This is a genomic window from Paenibacillus sp. J22R56, from assembly GCF_056269375.1.
In genome coordinates this window covers 281590-307031 of the sequence record NZ_JBWDNV010000009.1, presented here as the reverse complement: position 1 = coordinate 307031, position 25442 = coordinate 281590, and the positions used below count along the sequence as shown (strand labels likewise).

At 45.9% G+C, this 25442-nt stretch carries 18 protein-coding genes; 16 read left to right on the top strand and 2 right to left on the bottom strand.

Annotated elements, in window-relative coordinates; all coding sequences use genetic code 11:
* Nucleotides 1-118 precede the first annotated feature (118 nt).
* From AC0YNT_RS22580 to AC0YNT_RS22550, 7 genes are all read left to right on the top strand, one after another.
* The gene (locus tag AC0YNT_RS22580; protein ID WP_475806627.1) at nt 119-2539 is read left to right on the top strand and encodes a WD40/YVTN/BNR-like repeat-containing protein; all 2421 of its coding nucleotides are present in this window, start codon (nt 119-121) and stop codon (nt 2537-2539) included.
* Between the two features lie 288 nt (nt 2540-2827).
* The gene (locus AC0YNT_RS22575) at nt 2828-7789 is read left to right on the top strand and encodes an S-layer homology domain-containing protein (RefSeq protein WP_475806626.1); all 4962 of its coding nucleotides are present in this window, start codon (nt 2828-2830) and stop codon (nt 7787-7789) included.
* Nucleotides 7790-7977: 188 nt separating this feature from the next.
* Nucleotides 7978-8307, top strand: a complete 330-nt coding sequence (locus AC0YNT_RS22570; protein ID WP_475806625.1) for a hypothetical protein — start codon at nt 7978-7980, stop codon at nt 8305-8307.
* An 87-nt stretch (nt 8308-8394) separates the two neighbouring features.
* Nucleotides 8395-9132: a DUF4184 family protein gene (locus tag AC0YNT_RS22565; protein ID WP_475806624.1), complete on the top strand. Its 738-nt coding sequence runs from the start codon at nt 8395-8397 to the stop codon at nt 9130-9132.
* Between the two features lie 64 nt (nt 9133-9196).
* On the top strand, nt 9197-9847 hold the full coding sequence (locus AC0YNT_RS22560) for an SGNH/GDSL hydrolase family protein (protein WP_475806623.1): 651 nt from the start codon (nt 9197-9199) through the stop codon (nt 9845-9847).
* 62 nt (nt 9848-9909) lie between these two features.
* On the top strand, nt 9910-10284 hold the full coding sequence (locus tag AC0YNT_RS22555) for a VOC family protein (RefSeq protein ID WP_475806622.1): 375 nt from the start codon (nt 9910-9912) through the stop codon (nt 10282-10284).
* A gap of 105 nt (nt 10285-10389) precedes the next feature.
* Complete coding sequence (locus tag AC0YNT_RS22550; protein ID WP_475806621.1) at nt 10390-11085, top strand: type 1 glutamine amidotransferase; 696 nt, start codon at nt 10390-10392, stop codon at nt 11083-11085.
* Between the two features lie 43 nt (nt 11086-11128).
* Here AC0YNT_RS22550 and AC0YNT_RS22545 read toward each other — a convergent pair whose 3' ends face one another.
* On the bottom strand, nt 11129-11311 hold the full coding sequence (locus AC0YNT_RS22545; RefSeq protein ID WP_475806620.1) for a hypothetical protein: 183 nt from the start codon (nt 11309-11311) through the stop codon (nt 11129-11131).
* Between the two features lie 253 nt (nt 11312-11564).
* Between AC0YNT_RS22545 and AC0YNT_RS22540 the strand changes: the two genes are divergently transcribed.
* On the top strand, nt 11565-12338 hold the full coding sequence (locus AC0YNT_RS22540; protein ID WP_475806619.1) for an IclR family transcriptional regulator: 774 nt from the start codon (nt 11565-11567) through the stop codon (nt 12336-12338).
* A 27-nt stretch (nt 12339-12365) separates the two neighbouring features.
* Here the strand turns inward: AC0YNT_RS22540 and AC0YNT_RS22535 are convergent, their stop codons facing one another.
* The gene (locus AC0YNT_RS22535; RefSeq protein WP_475806618.1) at nt 12366-13295 is read right to left on the bottom strand and encodes a helix-turn-helix domain-containing protein; all 930 of its coding nucleotides are present in this window, start codon (nt 13293-13295) and stop codon (nt 12366-12368) included.
* Between the two features lie 123 nt (nt 13296-13418).
* Here AC0YNT_RS22535 and AC0YNT_RS22530 point away from each other — a divergent pair, with 123 nt between their 5' ends.
* From AC0YNT_RS22530 to AC0YNT_RS22495, 8 genes are all read left to right on the top strand, one after another.
* Nucleotides 13419-14306, top strand: coding sequence for a sugar phosphate isomerase/epimerase family protein (locus tag AC0YNT_RS22530; RefSeq protein ID WP_167280837.1), 888 nt, complete (start codon nt 13419-13421; stop codon nt 14304-14306).
* A gap of 13 nt (nt 14307-14319) precedes the next feature.
* Nucleotides 14320-15372 (top strand): Gfo/Idh/MocA family protein, encoded by a 1053-nt coding sequence (locus AC0YNT_RS22525; RefSeq protein WP_475806617.1) that lies wholly within the window; start codon nt 14320-14322, stop codon nt 15370-15372.
* Nucleotides 15373-15577: 205 nt separating this feature from the next.
* A complete protein-coding gene (locus AC0YNT_RS22520; RefSeq protein WP_475806616.1) occupies nt 15578-17647 on the top strand; it encodes a bifunctional aldolase/short-chain dehydrogenase in 2070 nt (689 codons plus the stop codon).
* Between the two features lie 124 nt (nt 17648-17771).
* Nucleotides 17772-19031 (top strand): L-rhamnose isomerase, encoded by a 1260-nt coding sequence (rhaA, locus tag AC0YNT_RS22515; protein WP_167280834.1) that lies wholly within the window; start codon nt 17772-17774, stop codon nt 19029-19031.
* A gap of 13 nt (nt 19032-19044) precedes the next feature.
* A complete protein-coding gene (locus AC0YNT_RS22510) occupies nt 19045-20517 on the top strand; it encodes a rhamnulokinase (RefSeq protein ID WP_475806615.1) in 1473 nt (490 codons plus the stop codon).
* Between the two features lie 109 nt (nt 20518-20626).
* Nucleotides 20627-22393 carry a cache domain-containing sensor histidine kinase gene (locus tag AC0YNT_RS22505; protein ID WP_475806614.1) on the top strand — a complete coding sequence of 589 codons (1767 nt, stop codon included), beginning with the start codon at nt 20627-20629 and terminating at the stop codon, nt 22391-22393.
* Entirely contained in the window at nt 22390-23949 is a 1560-nt protein-coding gene (locus tag AC0YNT_RS22500; protein ID WP_475806613.1) for a response regulator, read from the top strand. The genes AC0YNT_RS22505 and AC0YNT_RS22500 overlap by 4 nt, the downstream gene beginning before the upstream one ends.
* A 117-nt stretch (nt 23950-24066) precedes the next feature.
* Nucleotides 24067-25407, top strand: coding sequence for an ABC transporter substrate-binding protein (locus AC0YNT_RS22495; RefSeq protein WP_475806612.1), 1341 nt, complete (start codon nt 24067-24069; stop codon nt 25405-25407).
* Nucleotides 25408-25442: the final 35 nt, after the last annotated feature.

Below are 25442 nucleotides of genomic sequence, written 5' to 3'. Positions count from 1 at the left end.
TACATATAAATCCAAGGGTATTATTGGGGTGGAATCCATTGTACGATAACAACGGCACTTTAAGAAAGCGTTTTCATTTAATGTGCTAAATGAATCCAATTACAGAGGAGAAGGTGTAATGAGGAAAAAGGTTGTAGGGTTTATCGCTATTATCGCGCTAGTAATCAGTCTTGGTGGCAATGCGGTTATGGTTATGGCCTCGTCAGGCACAAAAACGCAAAGCTATGATTGGGGCAGAGTAGAAACGGTTGGAGGAGGCTTTATCCCCGGGATTATTTACAACCCATCCGAGAAAGACCTCGTCTACGTCAGAACGGACATGGGCGGCGCATACCGCTGGAACAAACAGACGAACTCCTGGAAGCAGCTGCTCGATTGGGTAGGATTTGATGAATGGAATATGGCTGGTGTAGAGAGTCTCGCGACTGACCCGGTAGATCCAAACCGAGTCTACATCGCTGCAGGCACATACTCGAATGATTTTACAGATCAGAACGGCGTCATGCTGCGCTCCACAGATAAAGGAGAGACTTGGAAAAAGACCGTACTGCCATTTAAATTCGGCGGCAACATGCCGGGTCGCTCGATGGGCGAACGTCTTGTGATTGATCCGAACAATAATAGCGTTCTGTACTTTGGAGCACGTAACGGTAACGGGTTATGGAGAAGCACCGATTATGGCGCCACCTGGCGTAAGGTGACAAGCTTCACAGCCGGGCAAAATGTAAAAGATTATTACGGCGGCCAAGTAGGGCCTGTATGGGTTGCATTTGATCCAAGTACAGGGAAGAAGGCGGATAAAAAGAATAAGAAAAATGCGCAAACGACTCAAACGATTTATGTTGGTGTAGCGGATACGGAGAAGAGCATCTATAAAAGTACGGACGGCGGGGTCACCTGGGCGCCAGTGGAAGGACAGCCTAATGAAGGCTTCGTCCCACATCATGGTGTATTAGCTTCAGATGGGAAGCTGTATATCACATACAACAGTGCGATTGGTCCTTATGATGGTGCAGCAGGGAATGGGACAAAAGCAGGCTCGGTCTGGAAGTACGATACGATAAGCGGGGAATGGACGAATATCAGTCCAGCTGTTATTGCTCCTGCAGATGCTAATGCGGTTCCGTCCTATCCATTTGGTGGACTAGCAGTAGATCCTTCTAACCCCAACACCATTATGGTTGCGACTATGAATATGTGGTGGCCGGATGAGCATATTTTCCGCAGCACAGATGGCGGTGCTACATGGACATCGTTGTGGACGATGGGCGAAGGATGGTCAAGAGTTAACAAATATGATCTGGATTATTCCAAAGCACCCTGGCTGGATTGGGGTAAAACGTTTAATCCTACGGATGTTGAGCAAAATCCCAAAATGGGCTGGATGATTGGTGATCTGGAGATAGATCCTTTTAACCCCGATCGCCTGCTCTATGGAACAGGAGCTACTCTGTTTGCTTCTGACAATCTGACGGCATTGGATCGCGATAACGGTGACAAGGTTAAACTCTCCGTTAACGCCCAAGGAATTGAGGAAACCGCAGTTCTTGGACTTATTAGTCCACCAGAAGGTGCTCATCTCATTAGCTCAATGGGTGATATTGGCGGATTCCGGCATGAGGATCTGGATACCGCACCAACGATGATTACGAATCCTTATATTGGCACCAGCACGGATCTGGATTATGCAGAGCTTAATCCAAAGCTGATCGTACGGGTAGGCAACGCGGAAAATAAAGATGCCCGCATGGGTGTTTCTATGGATAACGGTGTAACGTGGACGCCTGCTGCAAATGCATGGACGGATGCGGACGGCGATAAGACACAAGGCGGTACAGTTGCTGTTGGTGCAAACGGAAGTACAATCGTATGGGCACCAAAGAGTGCTTCTGCGGATATCAGCAGACCAGTAAGTTATTCAACGAATAACGGTCAAACATGGTCCTTTTCGGCAGGTATTCCGGAAGGTGCGATGGTATCATCTGATCGGGTGAATCCATCCAAGTTCTATGCATATGCGAATAGCGCGTTCTATGTCAGTACGGATGGCGGCGCGACATTCATGAAGTCGGCTAAAGCAGCTGGACTTCCTTCGAAAGTGAATAGTAAGTTCAAAGCGGTGCCAGGTGTTGAAGGTGATATTTGGCTAGTAGCCGCAAAAGACAACACGAATACAGAAAGCGCATATGGAGTATTCCATTCTACCGATTCGGGTGCAACCTTCACGAAGCTGAAAAATGTACAGGAAGCCGCGATGATCGGCTTTGGTAAAGCGGCTCCAGGTAAATCATACATGGCGATCTATATGAATGGCCGAATCAATGGAAAATTTGGCTTCTATCGTTCCGATGATGCTGGCCGCAGCTGGATCCGGATTAACGACGACCTGCATCAGTATGCAAATGCTACACAAGCCATAACAGGTGATCCACGTGAATTCGGTCGTGTGTATATTGGTACAAACGGCTTTGGCATTGTACGTGGGGATATTGCAGATGGCAAACATAAGCCTGAGCATGGAGATCCAAAAGGGAATTAATAGGTTCTAGTAACACCTGATGTGCAGATGCGCATCAGGTGTTTTGCTTAAATTGGTGTAATAAAGCTTAAAATAGCTTGAAAAAGCTTATTTTTGGGCTATTTTGTGAAATCGATTTCATTAATAGAAGGCGATGTGATAGACAGGGATGAAGTATTTAATGCTGTAAAACAGCACTTTAACTTATGAAAACGGTTAAATTTTATTTTAAAAGTTATTGAAATCGATTTCATTTGATGTTATTATCCATTTCAGGTAAGGAACTTATATGAATGAGGGGGCACAAGCATGGGGGAAAACATGTGGAAACGGATGGCCGCGCAGACATTGGTTGCAGGTCTTATCGTATCTAGCTTCACTGGCATAACGGTACCACAGGTATCGGCAGCCACAGATCCGGTAAATGTATGGATGACGACAGGGGATAAGAGCAATTTGCTTAGTCAGAAGCCGGATGTATCGTTTGATACGGATGGAGCACCGTCTGAGCTGACGATTGATGTAGATGAGAATACGACCTACCAGACGATTGATGGTTTTGGAGGCGCTCTCACAGATTCATCGGCCTATGTGATTTCGAAGATGGAGCCAACGGCTAAAGATCAATTGATGAAGAAGCTTTTCAGCCGTGAAGGTGACGGTGCAGGTTTTAGTTATTTGCGTCTGCCAATGGGTGCAAGCGATTTCGCAACGAGCAAGTATACATACGATGATATGCCTAAGGGCGAGACTGACCCTGAACTTCATAATTTCTCCATCGAGCATGATGAGGAATATATCATTCCACTTCTCCAGCAAGCGCTTGAGATTAACCCGGGTCTGAAAATCATGGGTACGCCTTGGACCGCACCGGGTTGGATGAAAACAACAGATGCGATGGAAAAAGGCAAGCTGCTGCGAGAGTATTACGGCGTATACGCGCAATATTTCGTTAAATTTATTGAGGATTATGAAAAAGCAGGTATTCCAATCGACGCTGTGACGATCCAAAATGAGCCGCAGTTTGAGCCAAGCGACTATTCCGGTATGCGCATGGAACCGGAAGATGAGGCTCTATTTGTAAAAGATTATTTAGGTCCTGCTTTTGAAGAAGCTGACATCGATACGAAAATCATTGTGTTTGACCATAACTGGTCTACTCCTCAATACCCGATTGACGTGCTGAATGATGAAGATGCAAATAAATATATCGCAGGTTCGGCCTTTCATGGATATGCCGGTTCTGTAGATGCACAATCGCTTGTGCATGATCAGCACCCAGACAAAGACATTTACTTCACCGAAAGCTCGGGCGGCGAATTCGCTTCTGATTTCGGCGGCAACATTGCTTGGGATTATCAGAATCTCATCATTGGTGCAACTCGCAACTGGGCGCGGACATCGCTCAAATGGAATATTGCACTGGATGAAAACAACGGTCCATTCGTAGGTGGCTGCTCGGATTGCCGAGGGATCGTGACAGTTGTTAACCATGAAGAAAATAACTTAGTAACCAGCTCAGATGTAACTTACAACGAAGAGTTTTACGCATTTGGTCAAGCAAGTAAATTCGTTCTGCCTGGCGCGAAGCGGATTCAATCGAATACGTTTGGAGCAGGAAGCATTGAAGATGCAGCGTTCTTGAACCCGGATGGTTCTAAGGTGCTTCTGGCACTAAACTCCTCCAAACAATCAAAAACCTTCAAAGTAAGATGGGGTGCGAAGAGCTTTTCTTATACACTTCCAGCAGGTGCTATAGCGTCCTATGTGTGGAGCGGGTCGCAGGTTGGAACGGTATCAATTAGTCCATATGCGGTTATGCAAGCAGAAGATTTCGTGGACAACATAGGTGTGACAACTGGTATTGCTGGAGATACTGGCGGCGGAAAATATGTTGGCTCGGCTGCCAACGGCAACTATATTGCTTTCGATAATGTGGAGTTCCAAAGCGGAACATCCAGCATCAAAGTAAGAGCGGCAGCTGAGGGTGATGCTAGTATTCAATTCCGTCTTGATAGTCCAACTGGCGCTTTGCTTGGAACAGCGGATCTTACCTCAACGGGTGGTGCACAGTCTTGGATTACTAAGGCTGTACAGTCAGAAGCCGTTAGCGGCAAGCATAAGCTGTATGTGGTGTTCTCCGGTAAAGTAAACTTGAACTGGTTCCAATTCTCCTTTGATTCCGTGCAGAGCAGCTTTAACTACTTAGCTCTAGGCGGCGGCTTCGAGGAAGGGAATACAGGCTGGAATGGCTGGAACCCGGAAGGACAGGGATATGCTCAGAACGTAGACAACAACAGTCCAAGAACAGGTACGATGAAGCTATCCCATTATCTTGGCGGTACTGAGTCGTACCAGCAAACGACATATCGTACGGTGAAGGTGCCAAACGGAACCTATAAAGCTTCTGTATGGTATCAAAAGGGCGGGGATACCAACGTTAGCCTGGAAGCGAAAAGATATGGTGGTCCTGATCTTAGTGTATCGGCAGGGACAACAGCATATGTAGGATCCTGGACACAGATCGTTATCCCAGTCATTGAGGTGACAGACGGACAAGTCGAAATCGGGATTCACTCCGCTAATAAAGGCGGCGAATGGGCATCTTTTGACGATGTGGAATTGATCCCGGTTATTACGAAAGCTTCTGTAGAAGAACAAGGTGACTATGCACCTGCAACTCCTCAGGATGTAACCGCAGACGTTCAAAACGGTCAAAATATCCAGCTTCAATGGACAAAAGCTGCTGATGCGATTGGTTACAAAATCTATCGTTCGGCAGTGAATTCCGACACAAAGAAAGACGGAGTTTACCCGGATTATCGTCTGATCGGATCAGCTGGTGACATAACAAGCTATGTGGATCAAGGGCTGTTAGGCAGCACTGCGTACTCGTACCGTGTATCTGCCTTCAACGCTTCTGGTGAATCGGCAGCTAGTGGATCTGTTACTGCGACAACTGCTGCAGGTAAGGACCCTGTGGTTCCGGCAGCACCAGTTGGTCTGAAAGCTGAACCTGGTATCCAACAAGTGAAGCTTACTTGGGAGCCTAATTTGGAGAACGATTTCTTTAAATACAACATTTATGTGAATGGCTTCAAACGGGCATCCGTTGATCCAGCAACAGAATCTCGCTATACGCTAGCAAATCTGGTAGCAGGCACACAATATACATTTACCGTCAAGGCTGTTGACCAAGCGGGAAATGAATCGGCAGCAAGTGAAGCAGTAGTAGCTGCTCCAACAGTAGCAAGTGAGCGAGTTGAAATTCCAGCTGCGAACAATTTGGATTTTGAGACACTTGACCAAGCTAACAAGCCTACGCTTTCGCCTTGGCAAGAATGGCATCCGGGTGAGCAATCCGCAGCTTCCTCCATTGACAATGATACACCAAGAAGCGGCAAGTATAAGCTGACTCATTGGAATGGCTCTGCTTACAAGCAATCTAACTTCCAGACGATTAATGTACCAGTCGGCAAGTACAAAGTTCAGGTATGGGTTCGGACAGGCGGCGGACAAAATACATTCCAGCTTGAGGTGTCCAATTACGGCGGAGATAAGCTGACTAAAGATTTGAAGAGCGCAAGCGGTGGTACGTATACACCATTTGCAATTGATAATATTGAAGTGGTCGAAAAGGAAGCTGGTACCGGTCTAGGCACCATGCAAGTCGGAGTATACTCCGATGCGAAAGCCGGCAACTGGGCGGCGATCGATGACTTCGAGATCTATAAATACCCAGAAGCGACAGTAGCGGTAGAAGGCGTAACCTTGGATAAATCAGCGTTGTCGCTTACTTTGAACGGTATGAATACGGGCAATTTGAAAGCAACGATTAATCCTAGTAATGCGGAGAACCATAATCTGTACTGGAGCAGCAGTGACACTTCGGTTGCTGCCGTTGTAGACGGTGTTGTAACGGCCAAAGGAGTTGGTACTGCGCAAATTACGGTAACAACAGAAGACGGCGGTTACACGGCTGAGGCTGCTGTTGTTGTAAAAAGCGGTAATGTGGTTGCACCACCCTCAACAACTCCAACAGATGGAACGGGTCATGTGACAACAAACGGTAATGTTTCTATCATTAGCGGCTTAACGGCCAAGACAGAGACGGATCCAAATGGCAAGGCAGCTTCGGTAGTTGAAGTTAACGCAGCGCTTCTTGCACAAGCAGCTCAAGATGCTAAAGTTGATTCAATCACTGTTGATTTGCGTGATCTGAGCGATGTAAGTCAAGTACAAGCACAGTTCCCAGTTGAAGCATTACAAAAACTTTTGAATAAAAACAGCAAAATGAGCATTCTTGTCATAACGGATCAAGGCAGCTACGAGCTTCCGCTGCAAGCAATTCTAAGCAGTACAACAGCAAGTGGTCAGCAGCTTCGTATTGGAGTTAGTATTGTATCTGAAGCAGCGAACAACGCAGCTATCCAAGCAGTAAACAAAAAGAATGGTACATTGATTGGTGCTCCAGTTGAATTTACCGTATGGACTGGCAGCGCGAACAATTGGACAGAGGTTAAAGGCTTTGGCAAACATTATGTCACTCGTACGATCCAACTCGGCAAGACTTCCATGCCGCCAACTACGGGTATAGTGATCGAATCGGACGGGACAATTGTTCCAGTACCAACTACATTCAATACGGATGCAAACGGTAATGTAACAGCAGTTATTCGTACGAATCATAACAGTGTCTACGCTGTAGTGGCATCGAGCAAAACGTTCACGGATACAAAAGGCCATTGGGCGGAGAAAGAGATTAATGAACTCGCATCAAGTTTTATCCTGAATGGTGAAACCGCAGATACTTTCGCTCCAGAGCAGCAGTTGACTCGCGCTGAGTGGGTAGCGATGCTGACAAGAGCGCTTGGTCTGACAGCAGGTTCCACAGCAAGTAACTTTAAGGATGTATCCAGCAACGCTTGGTATGCAGATGCAGTAGCAGCAGCAACTGAAGCAGGAATTATTCAAGGCTTTACAGATGGAACATTCCGTCCAAGTGACAAAATCACGAAGCAGCAGCTTGCAGTAACAGCTGCAAATGTACTTGCCTTTGTGGGTGGAAATCAATCAGCTGACGTTGAGCAGCTCGCAGCTTTGAAGGACAGCAGTGAGATTGCAGCTTGGGCAGCAGATGCCGTCGCGCAGTCATTGAAATCCGGATTGATTAAAGGAACGCCGGAAGGCAAATTCTATCCGAACAAGACAGCAACACGCGCTGAAGCAGCGACTATTTTGTACAGATTGATTACCAGCATCCATGTCTAATAAGCATTATTTCGAAACCGGCTATCCTTGTGATAGCCGGTTTTTTTGCTGCTGGCAAGAATTGAATAAGAGGAAAAAACCGTACTGCAGGAGGTGATGGGGGTAAAGGATTAAGTTGCAAATGTAAACAAAAGGGAATTAAGGCATTGCAAGCGAATAAGTTGGTGAGAGGTGCAAGGGGGAATTCGATGGGAATTAGGAGAGTGACTAAGTTTCTGTTTGCGGCTGTGACCGTCTTGTTGTTGATGTCTGGGTGCTCGATGACTGATGATGTAACGGAAAAGCAAATACCAGTTATTGATCAGCCTGGTCCTGAATTAACTCATGTGAAAGTGAATACGGATGGCATGCTTTCCGAAGTAGGCTACGGTTATCCTCATCCATTTGGACTCAATCAGGAGGTGTTAGTAGATTTCCATTACTACGAGCAACATGACTTTAATGACAGTCAAACCGCCGGTCCATATAGTCGTGATGACATTCTGGGAAAAGCAGTTGGCTATGAGCCTCACAAGTAACACTTGTAAGGATTTGTAACTTTACTTACTTCTGTGACGTCTATAACAATTAGATGAATTAGATTATACCTAGAACGGAGTTTCCCGATGCCCTATACGTTAGCTCATCCGCTGTACGCTTTTCCAATAAAATATCTTAATCGCAAGGTCTTCAGCATGACGGGCCTGGTGCTGGGAAGTATGGGGCCAGATATCGAATATTTTATTTTTTTGGCTCCTCATCAGACGATTGGTCATACGATTCAGGGATTGTTTATGCAAGTGATTCCGCTTTGTGTCCTGCTGGGCCTATTATTTCATTATGTTGTGAAGAAGCCTTTAACGATGCATCTGCCATCGTTATTCCAATTGGATAAACGAGCTTATAATCTATTAAACAGATGGGATATGACAACCTTACGAGCATGGCTCATCTACTTACTGTCGGTTATGATCGGATTTTATACGCATATTCTGGTTGACGGTTTTACGCATGAGAGAGGTTATTTTGTTCAGCATTTAGACGTCTTGAGCCACCAAACGGACCTTCTCCATTTGCCGGTATATAAACTATTGCAATACAGCTTTTCGCTGCTAGGTATGTTCATCATATTTATAACTATCATAATTCGATTATATAAAAGCCAGCCGAGATCATCCGTTATGCCTGTCATCCCCGTCCATCAGAAATGGGTGTTCTGGAGTGTTGTAGGCTTATGGGCTGTTCTTTTGCCCGTTCTGAAATTATATGTCAGCAACTATCCATTGATTAGTGTTGCAGCCGTCGCGCCAATATCGGGTGTGTGTGTTGGACTTGTTGTATCATCTATCATTTACAAGAGGTAGTAGTTTTCTATAAAATGGGACAGAAAGCGTTATCATACCTTCATGCGTGAAAGGAAGATCTATAATGGGCAAAATCATTTTATTCCAAGGTGATTCCATCACCGATTGCTTGCGTGGACGTGAAGGGGCAGATCCGAATCATGCTCTAGGAGTGGGCTATGTTAATAAAATAGCAGGAGAACTGAGCTATCAACTGCCTGAAGCGGGACATCAATTTATTAATAGGGGAATTAGCGGGGATCGAGTTTCTGATCTGTTCGCACGTTGGAATGAAGATGCCATCGCGCTTAAGCCGAATATTCTAAGTATTCTTATTGGCGTAAACGATACGTGGCGGATTATGAACAAGCTTCCTAGCGGAGTAACGGATCGGTTCGAACGTGCCTACCGCCTTTTGTTAGAAGAGACGAAGGAAGTTTTACCGAGTACGAAGCTCGTATTATGCGAACCTTTTGTTTTGCGTACTGGGGTTACGGTAGCGGAATGGGAAGGCTGGCGCGGTAAAGTGGATGCACAAAGCATAATTGTAAAGCAGCTGGCGGAAGAATTTAGCGCTGTATTTGTACCTTTCCAGCAGGCTTTTGATCAAGCTGCAGAACAGGCTGCCCCTGAATATTGGTTATTCGACGGTGTTCATCCAACAGCTGCAGGCCATCACCTTATGGCAGTAGAGTGGCTGAAGGCTGTACAGAACAGTCGCCTTGCAATAGTTTGAAATAAGTAGACTTCTGGCAGATGTGGTCAGGAGTCTTTTTTATAAAGGAGGATGTTTTGTTTATGACTTACCAATACGATGGAATTGATCATGTTCAATTAGCTGCCCCAGAAGGCTGCGAGGAGAAAGCTCGCGGCTTCTACAATCACCTGCTAGGCTGGCCTGAAATTCCAAAGCCTGAGAACTTAAGGCAGCGAGGCGGCGTATGGTTTGAATGCGGAAAACATCAGGTGCATATTGGGGTTCAAAAAGATTTTGTTCCTGCAACAAAGGCTCATCCTGCCTTTCAAGTAAGGAATCTGGAGGAACTGCGGAGCTATCTCCTCGAGCAGAAAATCCAGGTAATTGATGATGAAGCAAGAGCAGAAGAAGGTGTGAAACGCTTCTACTTAAATGATCCTTTTGGCAATCGTATCGAGTTTCTAGAGTGGTTATAATTCATCGATTTCCCACTATGTGAGAAATGATCATCGCAGTCTACCATATTCCTGCCTTACAATACTGTCATAGAGACATGACGCTGGTATTGGAGGAAACGGGAGATGAACATACTTGCTTTTAGACATTTCGATTTTGATGATATAAGTGCATTTTCTGAGTGGGCAGAATTAGGCGGACATCGGTTGATGATTGTTAATCCAGCAGATGGATTACAAGAAGAATGGTTGGATACGATGGAGCTGCTACTCATCCTTGGTGGTCCAATGAGTGTATATGAAGAAGAAGCTTATCCTTGGCTGATCGAGGAGAAACGTTTTGTGAAGGCAGCTTTGAATAAGAGGATCAAAACGATAGGGATCTGTCTTGGAGCTCAGATGCTTGCTGAAGTGCTTGGTGCTAAGGTATATCGTCATTCTGTAAAAGAAATTGGCTGGCATTCCATCGAACGGACAGAGGAACAACATCCATGGCTCGAGCAGATGCCTAGTTCGTTCTATTCGTTTCAATGGCATGGCGATACGTTTGAATTGCCAGCAGGTGCAAGACTGCTTGCGAGATCAGAAGCATGCGGGCATCAAGCTTTCGCCTACGACAGCCATGTCCTCGCTCTTCAATTCCATTTGGAGACGACACCAGCTTGTATGGAGCAGATGTTAACGCGTTGGGAGAGTGAACTGATCGAATCTCCCTCTATTCAATCTGCCGCCCATATACGTCAAAACATGAATCGTGTTGCTGCTTCGTTCCAAATCCTGCATCAAGTGCTGGATCAAGCATTTGCGATTCTTGTGGATTAAAGGAAGTAGACATTCGAAAAGGCCCCTTGTGGGGCCTTTTTCATTAAGTTATTGTAGGTTCGGTTGTTCCTGATTCAGTTGTTCCTGGTTTAGTTACTCCTGATTTAGTTTCTTCCCGATAACCGCCAGCTGTTGGGCTAGAGCTACTTTCACCAAATAATCCGCAACCGAAAACGATAATGACCAGCAAGATGAACAGTACGAGTACTAATCCGAAAGATATCATTATTAATGAAAACCTCCTAGTAGTTTGGAATATACTAACAATCTATGATTCTACGTTGTAGATGGTATGGATTCATAGCCGGGAGTCAATAGACTATTTCTATTTATCATTAGAGGACACATTCTCATGAGGTAGATTAATATATATATCATTGAGATTCTTAGTCAATTCATAGATTGCCAAACGAAAGATGTTCATTTTACAATAGAAACAATAAATTAATGTTCGAAAATATGACATGGAGGCGAAGCTCATGTCCGTCATTTCGAAAGCGATACATATTTTGGATTATCTTGTGCCGCAAGGGATTGAGAAGGAAGTAAGCGTGACGGAAATTAGCCGTGAGCTGGATATGCCGGTGCAAAGTGTTCATCGGATTCTAGCTTCGTTATCCGAGCATGGGTTTGTCTCTCAAAATAATAAAACAAAAAAGTATAAGTTAGGTTTATCGATAATGAAATACGGCTTCTTGATGTGGGACAGCCTGCGTTTCCGCTCTATTGCCCGTCCGTTCATGGAGGAATTATCACGGCAAACAAAGGAAACCGTCTATCTGGCTACCCGTGAAAATACCGAAGGTGTCTATATCGATAATATCGATTCGCCCCAGCTGCTCAAAATTTCTGAGCCGATTGGTCTTAGGCTGCCTCTAGTCATTGGCGCTTCTAATCGGGTTATCTTGGCTTATATGGTGCCTGGTACCAGGGAGTCGATCCTGAATCAAATCGAATGGGATGATCTTCCCTCATTGCGACCCTTAACGAGGGAGTATATCGGGAATGATCTAGAACAAATCCGTAAACGAGGATACGCAATCACATCTGGTGAAGCAACAGAAGGGACAACCGGTATTGCTGCACCAATCTTCTCGTATGAGAATACCGTGATTGGATCCCTTAATTGTGCGGGGCCAACCCTGCGTTTTACAGCGGAAAATATCGAGAAATACAGCTATTACGTGAAAAAATATGCGGATCTGATCTCTCAAGAGCTTGGTTATCGGCATTTGTACCGGGTAAGTGAGTAGCTGTTTGCAACGTAAAAAGAAATCTCCTTAAGCGAAGGATTCGCTTAAGGGGATTTTTGTTGTTGTAATCCTGCTCTTCCTTAGCTGTGAGGGGGCAGTCCCTTTATATTTCTTGTACATCTTCGTGAAATAATTGGAGTTATCACAGCCAACTTGACCAGCAATTTCCGTAATGGAGAGATCGCCTTCCAGGAGCAAGCGCTCTGCTTCATTCACCCGGCATACATTCACATAATCGATAAAAGTGCGTCCAGTCAGCTTTTTAAACATTTTACAGAAATGATGAATGTTAAGGTTCATTTGTTTCGCTGCATCAGCTACCGTTTGCTTTTCTGCGAAATTAACTTCGATATATTCAATCAGCGTCTTGAACCGTTCTCGATTCTGCACATATTGATTCGTGGCTTGCTCCGGAAGCTGCTGAGGCAGGAATTTCCGAGACAACAAGGTGAGCAGCATATGGAGTTGCGATTTCACCATTAATTGATAGGCGGGCTGCTTGGCTGAAAATTCTGCTGACGCCTGCTCCAGCAAGTGATAATGGTCCACACAGGTTGGATCAAGAAGAGCGGGTTTAACCGGAAGCTGTACACGCCCTTCCAAATAAGGCAGGACGTATTTAGTATGAAGGGTATCATGAACCCAGTTTTGAAACAGGGAGCTGTTAAAGACGATCGCAAGATAGGAAATATCTCCTTCGCTAGTGCTGTACCCAACATGAAGCGCTCCTGCTGGAACAAATAAGACGTCGCCGGGCAGTGCCTCGTAAGGTTGACTGTCAATATGAAAGATACCGCTGCCTTGCTGCATAACGATAATCTCGAAATGCTCATGCCAATGAAGGTACATAATCATATCGCCGGGTTTCACTTGATGGGCGTGGTTAGAGAATATCTGCACAGGATGCGTCTTTTCATCTATTCTTGTATTCTCGCGAAGTTCCTTCGGATAGCTCATGCTTTTCTCAACTCCACAATATTGGACTAGTAATGCACAAGAATGGTAGAGAATCAACCATTTGAAAGCGCTATACTGAGGGTGCATTCAAATTTGTCAACCAAAATAGGAGTGGTATTCATAATGGAAAATTTGCTTCGTATTGGAACCTTAGTAGGCGGAGGAGACGCTGTTCGTGTCATTCCTCAAATTGCGCCACATGGTTTCGAATCTTATAGTCTGACTTTCTGGCAAACGACAGGTACTACGGATTTGGTTGAGACGGCAAAACGAGTTCGTGAGCTTTCTGATGAATTCGGTTTCATTATATCGACGGTTGGCATCTTTGGCAATCCACTGACAGGCACAGGCGATAATGCGGATACCCTTGCAAGCTGGGAAAGACTGATCGATCATGCCCATTTGTTCGGCACAGATATCGTATCGGGCTTCACTGGCCGGTTAACCGGAGAGTCCATCGATAGTTCGATTCCACGATACGCAGAAGTATTTGGCGAGCTTGGCCGCAGAGCAGCAGATAAAGGGGTTCGTATCGCTTTCGAGAACTGTGATATGGGAGGCACCTGGCAATCCGGCGACTGGAACATTGCTCATAATCCGACAGCATGGGAATTGATGTTTAATGCGATCCCATCTGAAAATATCGGGCTGCAATGGGAGCCATGTCACCAGATGGTATCGTTGATTGATCCGATTCCGCAGCTTCGCAAATGGATAGATAAAGTGTTCCATGTTCATGGCAAAGATGCAACAATCGCTTGGGATATTGTGAAGGAATACGGCATTCATGGACCAAAAGAATTCGTCTGGCACCGCACTCCAGGTTTTGGTGATACGAACTGGACGGATATTATTACGATACTAAGACAAGGCGGTTATAAAGGAACGATTGATATTGAAGGCTGGCATGATCCCGTTTATCGTGATGAGCTTGAGATGACTGGCCAAGTCCATGGCTTAAATTATTTGAAACAATGCCGCGGCGGACAATTCGTACCAAATCCGAAGTAAGGAGAGTATGCAGATGAGTGAGAGCTATAAAGTTGTAGTCGCAGGCTGCGGGGGCATGTCTAATGTTTGGATCGATTATGCAATTGAACGTGCAGATACGGAGATCGTAGCACTAGTCGATATCAAGCAGGAATTTGCCGAGAGCATGAGGGAGAGGAAGGGACTAAACTGCCGGACCTTTACAGATATTACGGAAGCGATTGAACAGACGGGAGCTAATCTAGTCTTTGATGTAACGATTCCGGCGAGTCACTTCAACATCGCAAGTACAGCAATGAAGAACGGCTGTCATGTTTTCGGTGAGAAGCCGCTTGCGGAAACGCCTGAGGAATGTAAATCGCTTATTCAGATTACAGAGGAGACTGGTCAGTCTCATGCGGTCATGCAAAACCGCAGATTTGATCCTCGTATCCGTGCACTGCGAAAGATCATTGATACCGGTACGATAGGCAAGCCAGGATTCGTAAATGCTGACTTTTTTATAGGGCCTCATTTCGGCGGTTTCCGCGATACAATGGCGAGTCCGCTTCTGCTGGATATGGCGATTCATACCTTTGACCAAGCACGGCTTATTCTGGGAGCAGATCCGGTATCGGTCTATTGCCATGAATTTAATCCTGCTGGTTCGTGGTATGCGGGAAGTGCGGCAGCTATATGTATCTTCGAAATGTCAGATGGCTCAGTGTTTAACTACCGTGGATCGTGGTGTGCAGAGGGTGCTCACACTTCATGGGAGTCTGATTGGAGAATTACCGGTGAGAAGGGGACTGCGATCTGGAATGGTCATGAAGCGCCATATGCAGAAGTCGTAGCACCAGGGGAGCAGGATGGGAAATTCATTAAATCCTTTATCCGAGTTGAGGCGGACCAAGAAGTACTTGATGCCCACTCGGAAAGAACCGGACATCCGGGCTGCTTGGATGAAATGTTCCTATCCTTACAAGAGAACCGCAGAGCGGAGACAGACAGCCGCGACAATCAATATAGTATGGCAATGGTAAATGCAGCACTCGAGAGTGCGAAGACAGGACGGAAAGTGGATATTGCCGGCTTTATCGGGCAATAGTTGAGAGATTAAAGAAGGAGCGGGAGTAATCCCAATGTCATTAAGTTAATTTACCTTAATGACATTGGGAGCTATCCTGCTCCTTTTTGCTGTTTTCAATTCCGAATATATTTGTTTATGCCCGAAATATTTTTGTTTTCAAACAAAAACAAACATGATATTATCTAGACATAAAGATAAAACAAAGTAATCGGAGGTAAACAAAATGGTACAAAGCTTATGGCAATCATCTCTAGCATCTGAATTTACAAACGGTCTGGATCAACTGGTCTACCGTTCTAACCTGATTGGTGCAGACCGCCAAGTCTGCAATATTTTCGGCGGCAATACGTCTACGAAAACAACGGTCAAAGACTTCCGCGGCCGTGAGATTGAAGTGATGTATGTAAAAGGAAGCGGTTCGGATCTTGGCTCAATGAAAGCTTCTAACTTTACTGGTCTTCGTATGGAAGACATTCGCCCGCTGTTCGAACGTGGTGAAATGTCGGATGAAGAGATGGTTGCTTACCTTGGCAATTGTATGATTGATGCGAAGCATCCACGTGCTTCCATTGAAACACTGCTGCATGCATTCCTTCCATTCAAGCATGTAGACCACACACATCCGGATGCGATTATCAGCCTTTGCTGTGCAGATAACGGCCGTCATCTGGCAGAAGAGATTTTCGGCAACCGCTTCGTATGGGTACCTTATGTACGCCCTGGCTTTACCCTTTCGAAAATGATCGCAGAAGGTGTACTCGCTAACCCGAACGCAGAGCTTGTCCTCATGGAGAAGCACGGCCTTGTAACTTGGGGTGAAACTTCGGAAGAATGTTATGCACAAACAATCAAGATTATTAATGAAGCAGAAGCATTTATTGAAGCTCGTGTGAATGAAGCAAAATTGTTTGGCGGAGTGAAGCACGAAGCCCTTCCATCTGACGTTCGCCGTCAAATCGTATCGCAAGTAATGCCAACCATCCGTGGTGCAGTATCTGATGTGAAGAAAGCGATTCTTTCCTACGATGATCAAGACGATGTACTTGCTTTTGTTGGCGGCGTTGATGCTGCGCAATTGTCACAAGTTGGCGCTGCATGCCCTGACCATCTTGTACACACGAAGGTTGTTCCGCTCTTTATCGACTGGACACCTAATGTAGAGGATATTGAAGGTCTGAAATCGAAATTAATTGAAGGCGTAGCTGCCTACAAAGAACAATACAAAGCTTATTTCGAAGAAAACAAAAACGAAGGCGACGTCATGTTCGAAGCCGCTCCGCGTGTTATCTTAATTCCTGGTCTTGGCATGATTAACACAGGAAAAAGCTGGGCGTTGTCGCAAGTAAGTGGTGCTTTGTACCATCGTGCAATCTCCGTTATGCGTGGCGCTACAGCACTTGGCAACTTCGTATCGCTTAGCGAGAACGAATCGTATAACGTGGAATATTGGCCGCTTGAGCTTTACAAGCTGTCACTTGCTCCTGCTGAAGCTGAGTTCTCCCGTAAGGTAGCATTTATTACTGGTGGTGCAGGTGGTATCGGCAGCGAGACAGCACGCCGTCTTGTATCGGAAGGTGCACATGTCGTGCTTGCCGACCTTAACCTGGAAGGTGCACAAAAGGTTGCTCAAGAAATTAATGATAAATTCGGCGAGAACCGTGCATTTGCCGTGAAAATGGACGTTACGGATGAGCAAGCAGTTCAAGCTGCATACGCTGAAGTGGCCATCATGTATGGCGGCGTGGATATTATCGTCAACAATGCAGGTCTTGCAACTTCCAGCCCATTTGATGAAACTTCTTTGAAAGAGTGGAACCTGAATATTAACGTGCTTGGCACTGGTTATTTCCTTGTAGCTCGTGAAGCGTTCAAGCTGATGAAGCAACAAGGCATCGGCGGCAACATGGTATTCATCGGCTCTAAGAACTCGATCTTCGCAGGTAAAAGTGTTACAGCTTATAGCTCTGCTAAAGCGCTGGAAGCACACCTTGCACGCTGTATTGCTGCAGAGGGTGGAGAGTTCGGTATTCGCGTAAATACGATTTTGCCGGATGCAATTCTTCAAGGCTCCGCGATTTGGAATGGTGCATGGCGTAATGAACGTGCGGCTGCTTACGGCATCGAGCCGGATCAACTGGAAGAGCATTACCGTAAACGGACAACATTGCTCGTAAATATTTACCCACGAGATATTGCAGAAGGTATCGCCTTCTTCGCATCCTCGAAATCAGATAAAACAACAGGCTGTATGCTGACGATTGACGGCGGTGTACCGGCTGCATTCACACGCTAAGTTATTTACTTACGAAGCAAGAATTGCCGCCAAGAGCAGCAACTATTCTTTTTAGGTACATGCTTACGAAGCAAGAATTGCCGCCAAGAGCAGCAACTATTCTTTTTAGGAGGCGTCGACATAGATGGAATCTAATGTGAAGCAAGCATATGAAGCGGCAAAAGCCTTATATGCCCAGCATGGTATTGATACAGATGAAGTGTTGAGAAAGCTGGAGGAAGTTAAAATCTCCATGCACTGCTGGCAAGGCGATGATGTGAAAGGCTTCTTGAACGCTGATCAGGAATTAACCGGTGGTATTTCCGTTACCGGTCAATATCCTGGTGCGGCAAGAAATCCGGAGGAGCTCCGCTCTGATCTGGAGAAGGCTTTCGCCCTCATTCCGGGCAAACATAAAGTTAATCTTCATGCGATCTATACCGATACAGACGAAAAGGTAGAGCTGGATCAGCTGGAGCCACGTCACTATGAGCGTTGGGTGGATTGGGCGAAGGAGCAGGGTCTGGGACTGGATTTCAACCCGACCTGTTTCTCGCATGAGAAATCGAGTGACGGATTTACACTAAGCCATCCGGATGCTGAGATTCGTCAATTCTGGATTGATCACTGTAAAGCTTCCCGCCGGATCGGTGCGTACTTTGGCGAGCAGCTTGGTCAAACCTGCGTAACAAACGTCTGGGTACCGGACGGCTTCAAGGATAATCCGGTTGACCGGATGACACCACGCAAACGTCTGAAGGCTTCCCTCGATGAAGTTTTTGCAGAGCCGCTTGATCCGAAGTACAACCTGGATGCGGTTGAGAGCAAGCTGTTTGGTCTTGGTTCTGAAGCGTATGTAGTAGGTTCGCATGAATTCTATATGGGTTATGGCATTCAAAACGATAAACTGATCTGCCTCGATGCCGGTCATTTCCACCCGACGGAGGTTATTTCGAATAAATTGTCTTCCATCGCGCTCTTTACAAGCGGCATTCTTCTTCATGTCAGCCGTCCAATGAGATGGGACAGCGATCATGTTGTTATTATGGACGATGAACTGCTCGAGATCGGCAGAGAATTGGTACGCCATGACTTACTTGGTATAACTCATATCGGTCTTGATTTCTTTGATGCTAGCATTAACCGTGTTGCAGCATGGGTAGTTGGAACCCGCAATACAATTAAAGCACTTCTTCGTGCGATGCTTGAGCCCGTTGATGCGCTTAAGAAATTTGAGCTGGAAGGCGATTACACAACTCGTCTTGCGTTAACAGAAGAGTTCAAGTCGTATCCATTTGGCGCGATTTGGGATTACTATTGTGCTTCGAAGGGTGTACCTGTTCGTGAGCAGTGGATTGCTGAAGTGAAAGAGTACGAACAAAACGTATTACTGCAGCGCGGTTAAGGGGGACAACCAGTTGTCGAACATACTTGCATTTGACCTCGGTGCGAGCAGCGGAAGAGCTATTCTCGGCAAGCTGATTGACGGCCGTATCATAACCGAAGAGCTGCACCGGTTCCCTAATGATCCGGTACAGACGGGCGATCGTCTGCAATGGGATATTCTCCGGCTGTATCATGAGATCAAACAAGGTTTGCTCAAGGCTAAGCATACTGGAGCAGAACCAGTCAGTATTGGTATCGATTCATGGGCTGTTGATTATGGCTTTATTGGCAGAGATGGCAGCCTGCTTGGCAATCCACTGCATTATCGGGACCAGTCCAGCGCAGGGATGATGGAAAAGCTGCAGGATGAACTGACGCCAGGCGAGATCTTCAAACGGACGGGTATTCAATTTCTTCCGTTTAATACGATCTACCAGCTTTATGCTGCTAAGAGCAGTCAGTCGCCACTACTGGATATCGCTGAGCACTTCTTGATGATTCCTGATCTGCTGCGTTATTTCCTGACAGGTGAGAAGTATAATGAATTCTCAAATGCCACAACAACACAGTTGTTTAACCCGATTACTCAAGAGTGGGATCAGGATTTGCTGAAGCATCTTGGTCTGCCGCAATCCTTGTTTAGTCAAGTCTTGAAGCCGGGTTCACCGGCTGGATATTTGCAGCAATCGGTACAAGAGGAGCTGGGGCTTGGATCAATTGCCGTTCATGCAGTAGCCGAACATGATACGGCATCTGCCGTTGTCGCTGTTCCGGCACTGGATCGTTCCTTTGCTTACTTAAGCTGCGGTACATGGTCGCTGCTGGGTACTGAAATCTCGGAGCCGATTATTTCTGAAGAAGCACAGCAGCTGAATTTTACGAATGAAGGCGGCTTTGGCGGGACTTATCGTCTGCTTAAAAACATTATGGGTTTATGGATACTACAGGAATGTCGGAGAGAATGGGAGCGTGCTGGTCAGAACTATAGCTTCCCTGAGCTTGTGAAGCTTGCTGGTGAAGCGCCGGCCTTCTCTGCTTTTATTGAACCTGATGATCCAATGTTCATGGCGCCAGGCGATATGCCAGCCCGAGTAAGGGAATATTGCCGGAAGACGAATCAGTCAATTCCGAACGATGTTGGTGCGCTTGTACGCTGCATTTTTGAAAGCCTTGCCTTCAAGTATCGCTATGTGCTTGAAATGACGGAACGTTTGTCTGGCCAGCAGTTTAACGGACTTCATATGGTAGGCGGTGGTATCCATAATACGCTGCTCTGCCAATGGACCGCGAATGCTATTGGCAAGCCAGTATGGGCTGGACCGGCAGAAGGCAGTGCAATTGGGAATTTAGCTGTGCAATGGATCGCAAGAGGAGAGTTCTCGGATATATGGGAAGCCCGCCGCGTTATTCGGGAATCGTTCCCAATGACAAATTATGATCCTGAGCAAGGCGAAGCGTGGTATGATGGATATGGACAATTCTTACATGTAACAGGACTCCATTGAGATTATCCATCAGATGCCTTATGAAATGAACATTTTTACGGGCAGCGGTACTGCGGGATAATCCCGTCGTACCGCTGTTTTTTTATTTCTACTATAAAGAGAGAAGGGGATGACCTTGAGGCAGGGAATGTTGGCGTTCTACTATAATTTGCGGATCAAGTATAAAATTATCGTCCTTCTTGCTCTGATGATGTCCGTCATTGGCGTCGCAACCTTTGTCGTTATGCATTATGCGTTCCGCGCTTATGACAAAGAGATTTATAAGCAATCCGCCAGCGCGCTTAACAGTGCCTCCCTAGGAATTGAGAAAGAACTGCGGAATATGGAGAAGATTTCATTCCAAATTGCAACGGACAGCTACATCCAGGGATATTTAAGTGAAATTAAGGCTGGGGGCTCGGATTACAGCAATTATTTGACGGCGGTTAATCTAAGGTCACGTCTACTTACGTTTACAAGTAATGAGAAGTATATCCTTTCCTTTCATGTGATGGATGTTTTTGCGAAGCAATATGGAAACGGATACAAAATGATTACGTTATCCAAAGAAAGAACCGACCAAGTCATTTATGAATCGAATACCACGTTTGGCGGCGTCAAGTTTGTATCTCCGGATCATGGTGACAATGCGTTGATTGCAGGCAGAGAGATCCGGCGGGTGGATGGACTGGAGCTTGATCATCTTGGCAATATGGCGGTTCGAATCGATATCGATCGTCTCTACAGTGATCTAGTCACCTCAACAGACAGTAAGAAAGCGAATTTCGCGATTATGGAAAAGGACGGTAATCTTGTCTATCCGTTAGACCATCCCAATGCGATCAATCTTGCTTCCTTAAAGCTGCCGGGCCAGCAAGGCTTTAAGATTGTCACCATCTCCGGTAAAAAGTATTTCATAACGTATTTCTCATCCAGCACGCTGGACTGGGTGTATGTGAACATGATTTCGTATGAAGATATTTTTCACAGAACAGAGAAAGCAAAGAATACCGTCATTATCGTCTATATTCTGCTCTTTCTTCTTATACTTGCAGCTGCACTCGGATTCTCAAGATCGATTACCGGCCCAATTGAGCGCCTGAACCAGAAGATGAAACGTATTCAGCTTGGCCACTTCGAATTTGTGGAAGAGCAGGAAGAGCGGATGCTTTCGAAGGATGAAGCAGGCCAACTGCAGCGCAACTTCAGGATGATGGTAGGACGTATTGACGAGTTAATTAACGAAAATTATGTAAAGCAGCTTACGATCAAGGATACCGAATTTAAGGCGCTTCAAGCACAGATCAACCCGCATTTTCTGTACAACACGCTGGAATCGATCAACTGGTCTGCCAAAATCGCTGGTCATAAGCAAATTTCGATCATGGTGGAATCGCTTGGTTACTTGCTGCGCAGCACCATCAGCCATAAGCAGCCGATGGTCACATTGGAAGATGAGATGAGGCTGGTGGGTCATTATGTGGCTATCCAGCATATCCGGTTCGAAGAACGTCTAGTGTTTGAAAATCGGGTTCCAGACCGTCTGCTTGGTTTTCAAGTGCCTAAGCTTAGTCTGCAGCCTCTTGTTGAGAACGCGATTAATCATGCATTAGAGCAAATGATTGAACCATGTATCATCTCAATTACTGCTGAAGAATGTGAAGGTGGCATCACGATTTCGGTGGAAGACAATGGTCCCGGTATGGCACCCGATGTGATTGAACAACTGCGGAATGGCTTGATTACCCCAAGGGGTACCGGGATAGGACTTCGAAACATTGAAGACCGCATCAAGATGTTATTTGGAGAAGCGTATGGGATCCGGGTAGAAAGTGTACCGTTAGCTTACACACGCTTAACCTTGTATTTACCGATTGAAATGGGGGAGAGAGCATGAAGTATAAAGTGCTGCTAATTGATGATGAACGGATTATTCTTGAGGGCATTGCTTCACTGATGGATTGGGACAAGTATGGTACGCAGCTTGCGGGAACGGCGCGTAATGGACTGGAAGCGCTTCAGTTCATAGAATCACAGCCACCGGATATTATTATCAGCGATATTCGTATGCCGGGGATGGATGGGCTAAGTCTAGTTAAGCAAGTGAAGGAGAAGTATCCACACATTGCCTGCATTATGCTGAGCGGCTTTGGTGATTTCGATTATGCTCGCCAGGCGATGCAGCACGGGGTGAAGCATTATTTGCTGAAGCCATGTAATGAGAATACGATCGCTGAAGCGCTCGTCTCAGTTGTAGAGCAGTTGAATGAGGAGCGGCATACGGATGCCTTTATGCAGCGCATGCAGGAAGAATTGAAGAAGGTTCTTCCAAGTGCGAAGGAGCAATTTCTGAAGGAGTACGTGACGAATAAGCGATATGGACGTCGGGAATGGGACGAGTACGGCAGACTATTTGGCATTCAGCTAGAGAACCTGCAGGCTAGATTGCTGTTGTTCCAATTGGAAGGACCATACGAGTTCGATCATCTTTTTGCCATCAAGAACATTGCAGAGGATATTTTAGGCAAACCAATTATTCTATTGAGCACCACAATCGGCAGTCAGCTTCTTATCCTAGTACGTGATCAGCATGCTGAGGCAGAGCTGTTAACCATCCTGTCCGAAGTGAGACGTACCTTCTTTGGTTACTTCCGGATTGACACGACAATTGCGATTAGTGATGCTGGAGAGCTTGCCGACGCTCGTAAAATGTACATGGATACGTTAGGCTGCTTGAACCATCGCTTTTATCTCGGAGGGGGCAGCTTGATTACAGTCCGTGATATTCAGATGCAAAGCGAGCAAGAGGAGCAAGCCTTTCTATTTGATGATTCACAGCTTTGTCTGGCGGCCAAATCAGGCAACTGGGAAGAGACTAGCCGAGAGCTCGATGAAGCTTTCCGCATTCTAGCTGAGCTTCGACTAGACGATCTGACTGCCAAATCCAATGTCATTACTTTGTATGTCGCACTGTTCCGGCAAGCTGAGCCAAGACGTATGAACGAATATTTGCAGCTGCTCACGAGGTTTGAGGGGTTAAGTACTCTTCAGGCTCTAAGAGCTTTTGTTGAAGAGGCAGCCAAGCGGATCTGTCAGGAGAACTATGAATTACAGGCCGGCAGGCATTCCAGTATTATTCATAAAATGATGAACATCGTTACGGAGCATTTGAGTAATCCCGCGCTCTCTCTGCAATGGGCGGCAAGTGAGATTTTATATATGAATGCGGATTATTTAGGCAAGCTCTTCAAGAAAGAGACAGGCGATAAATTCTCGAATTATGTCATGAAAACGCGAATGGATAAAGCACTGGAATTGATCGAAGAAAGTAATGATGTCAAGGTGTTTGAGCTTGCGGAGCAGCTTGGATTCGGCGATAATCCTCACTATTTCAGCCAGGTATTCAAGAAATATACCGGCAAATCACCGTCAGATTTTAAGAAAACATCCTAAACAAGATGTCTGTTTTTTGACGAAAAATCACTGGTTATTCGATTCCGGGCTCTCCTAATTGAATGTAATATAGGAAATGTAAACACTTACATGGTTTGAGGAAGGGGCGCTAGAAACATGGGAAAGAAGCTATCAGCAGCAATTGCACTCATCTTAGCTACGACTCTAACAGCATGCGGCAGTGGAGGCAACAACAATAACAACACAAATCAAGCAGGCAACACTAATGCCAATGCAAGCACTTCAGCAAATGCAGGGAAATCGGATACAGGGGAAGATGTTACACTCCGAATTGCTTGGTGGGGCTCCCAGCCTCGTCACGATTACACCCTCGAAGTAATCAAAATGTATGAGGCTGCTCATCCAAACGTTAAGATTGAAGCAGAATACGCAAACTTTGATGACTACTGGAAGAAGCTCGCTCCTCAAGCAGCGGCAAGTGAACTTCCTGATATTGTGCAAATGGATATTTCCTACTTGTCGCAATACGGTTCGAAAGGACAGCTTGCAGATCTTACACCTTACTTAAACAAGCAGATTAATGTTGCAGATATTTCAGAAAATGCGATCTCCGGCGGTAAAATCGGCGATAAGCTGTACGGCTTTAACCTTGGTGTAAACGCAGTTAACTTCCAGTATGATCCAGAGCTTCTGAAGAAGCTTGGTGTGGATAAACCGGATGACAACTGGACTTGGGATGACTACTTCGCACTTGCATCGAAGGCGAAGGAAGCAGGATTGTACTTCGATAACGGCTTCCGTCCGGAAGTATTCTTCGGTTACTACCTGCGTACGAAAGGCCAGCATCTCTACAATGCAGAAGGCACGGCACTTGGCTATGATGATGACCAGCTGTTCGTTGACTTCTTCAAGCCGCTGTCGCAGCTTGTGAAAGATGGAGATACTCCTCCACCAGATGTGAAGGCGCAAATTAAAGGCCTGGAAGATGACTTGCTCGTTAAAGGTCAACAAGTTGGTATTTTCCAATGGACTAACCAATTCGTAGGCATTCAGCAAGTAGCGAATCGTCCACTGGAGATGGCTCATATGCCAGGTCCAGATCGTGAAAAAGGCCTATATCTCAAACCTAGTATGTATTTCTCTGTCGCACAGAACTCCAAGCATAAAGAAGCGGCTGCCGACTTCATCAACTTCTTCGTAAATGATGTTGAAGCGAACAAGCTGATCAAAGGCGACCGCGGTGTACCTGTCAGCAGTAAAGTAATTGAAGCGATTAAAGGTACTCTTGAACCGGCTCAGCAGCAAGTATTTGATTATGTTGCTTGGGCACAAGAGAACAGTTCCCAAATGGATCCGCCAGATCCAATCGGTGCAGCAGAAATTATTACCTTGTTTGCTTCAATTGCCGAACAAATGGACTTCCAGCAAATATCGGCTGAGGATGCTGCTAAGCAATTCCGTGAGGAAGCCAATGCGATATTAGCGAAGAACAAATAACGAATGACAGGCAGGAGATGGCTGGCCATAACGGC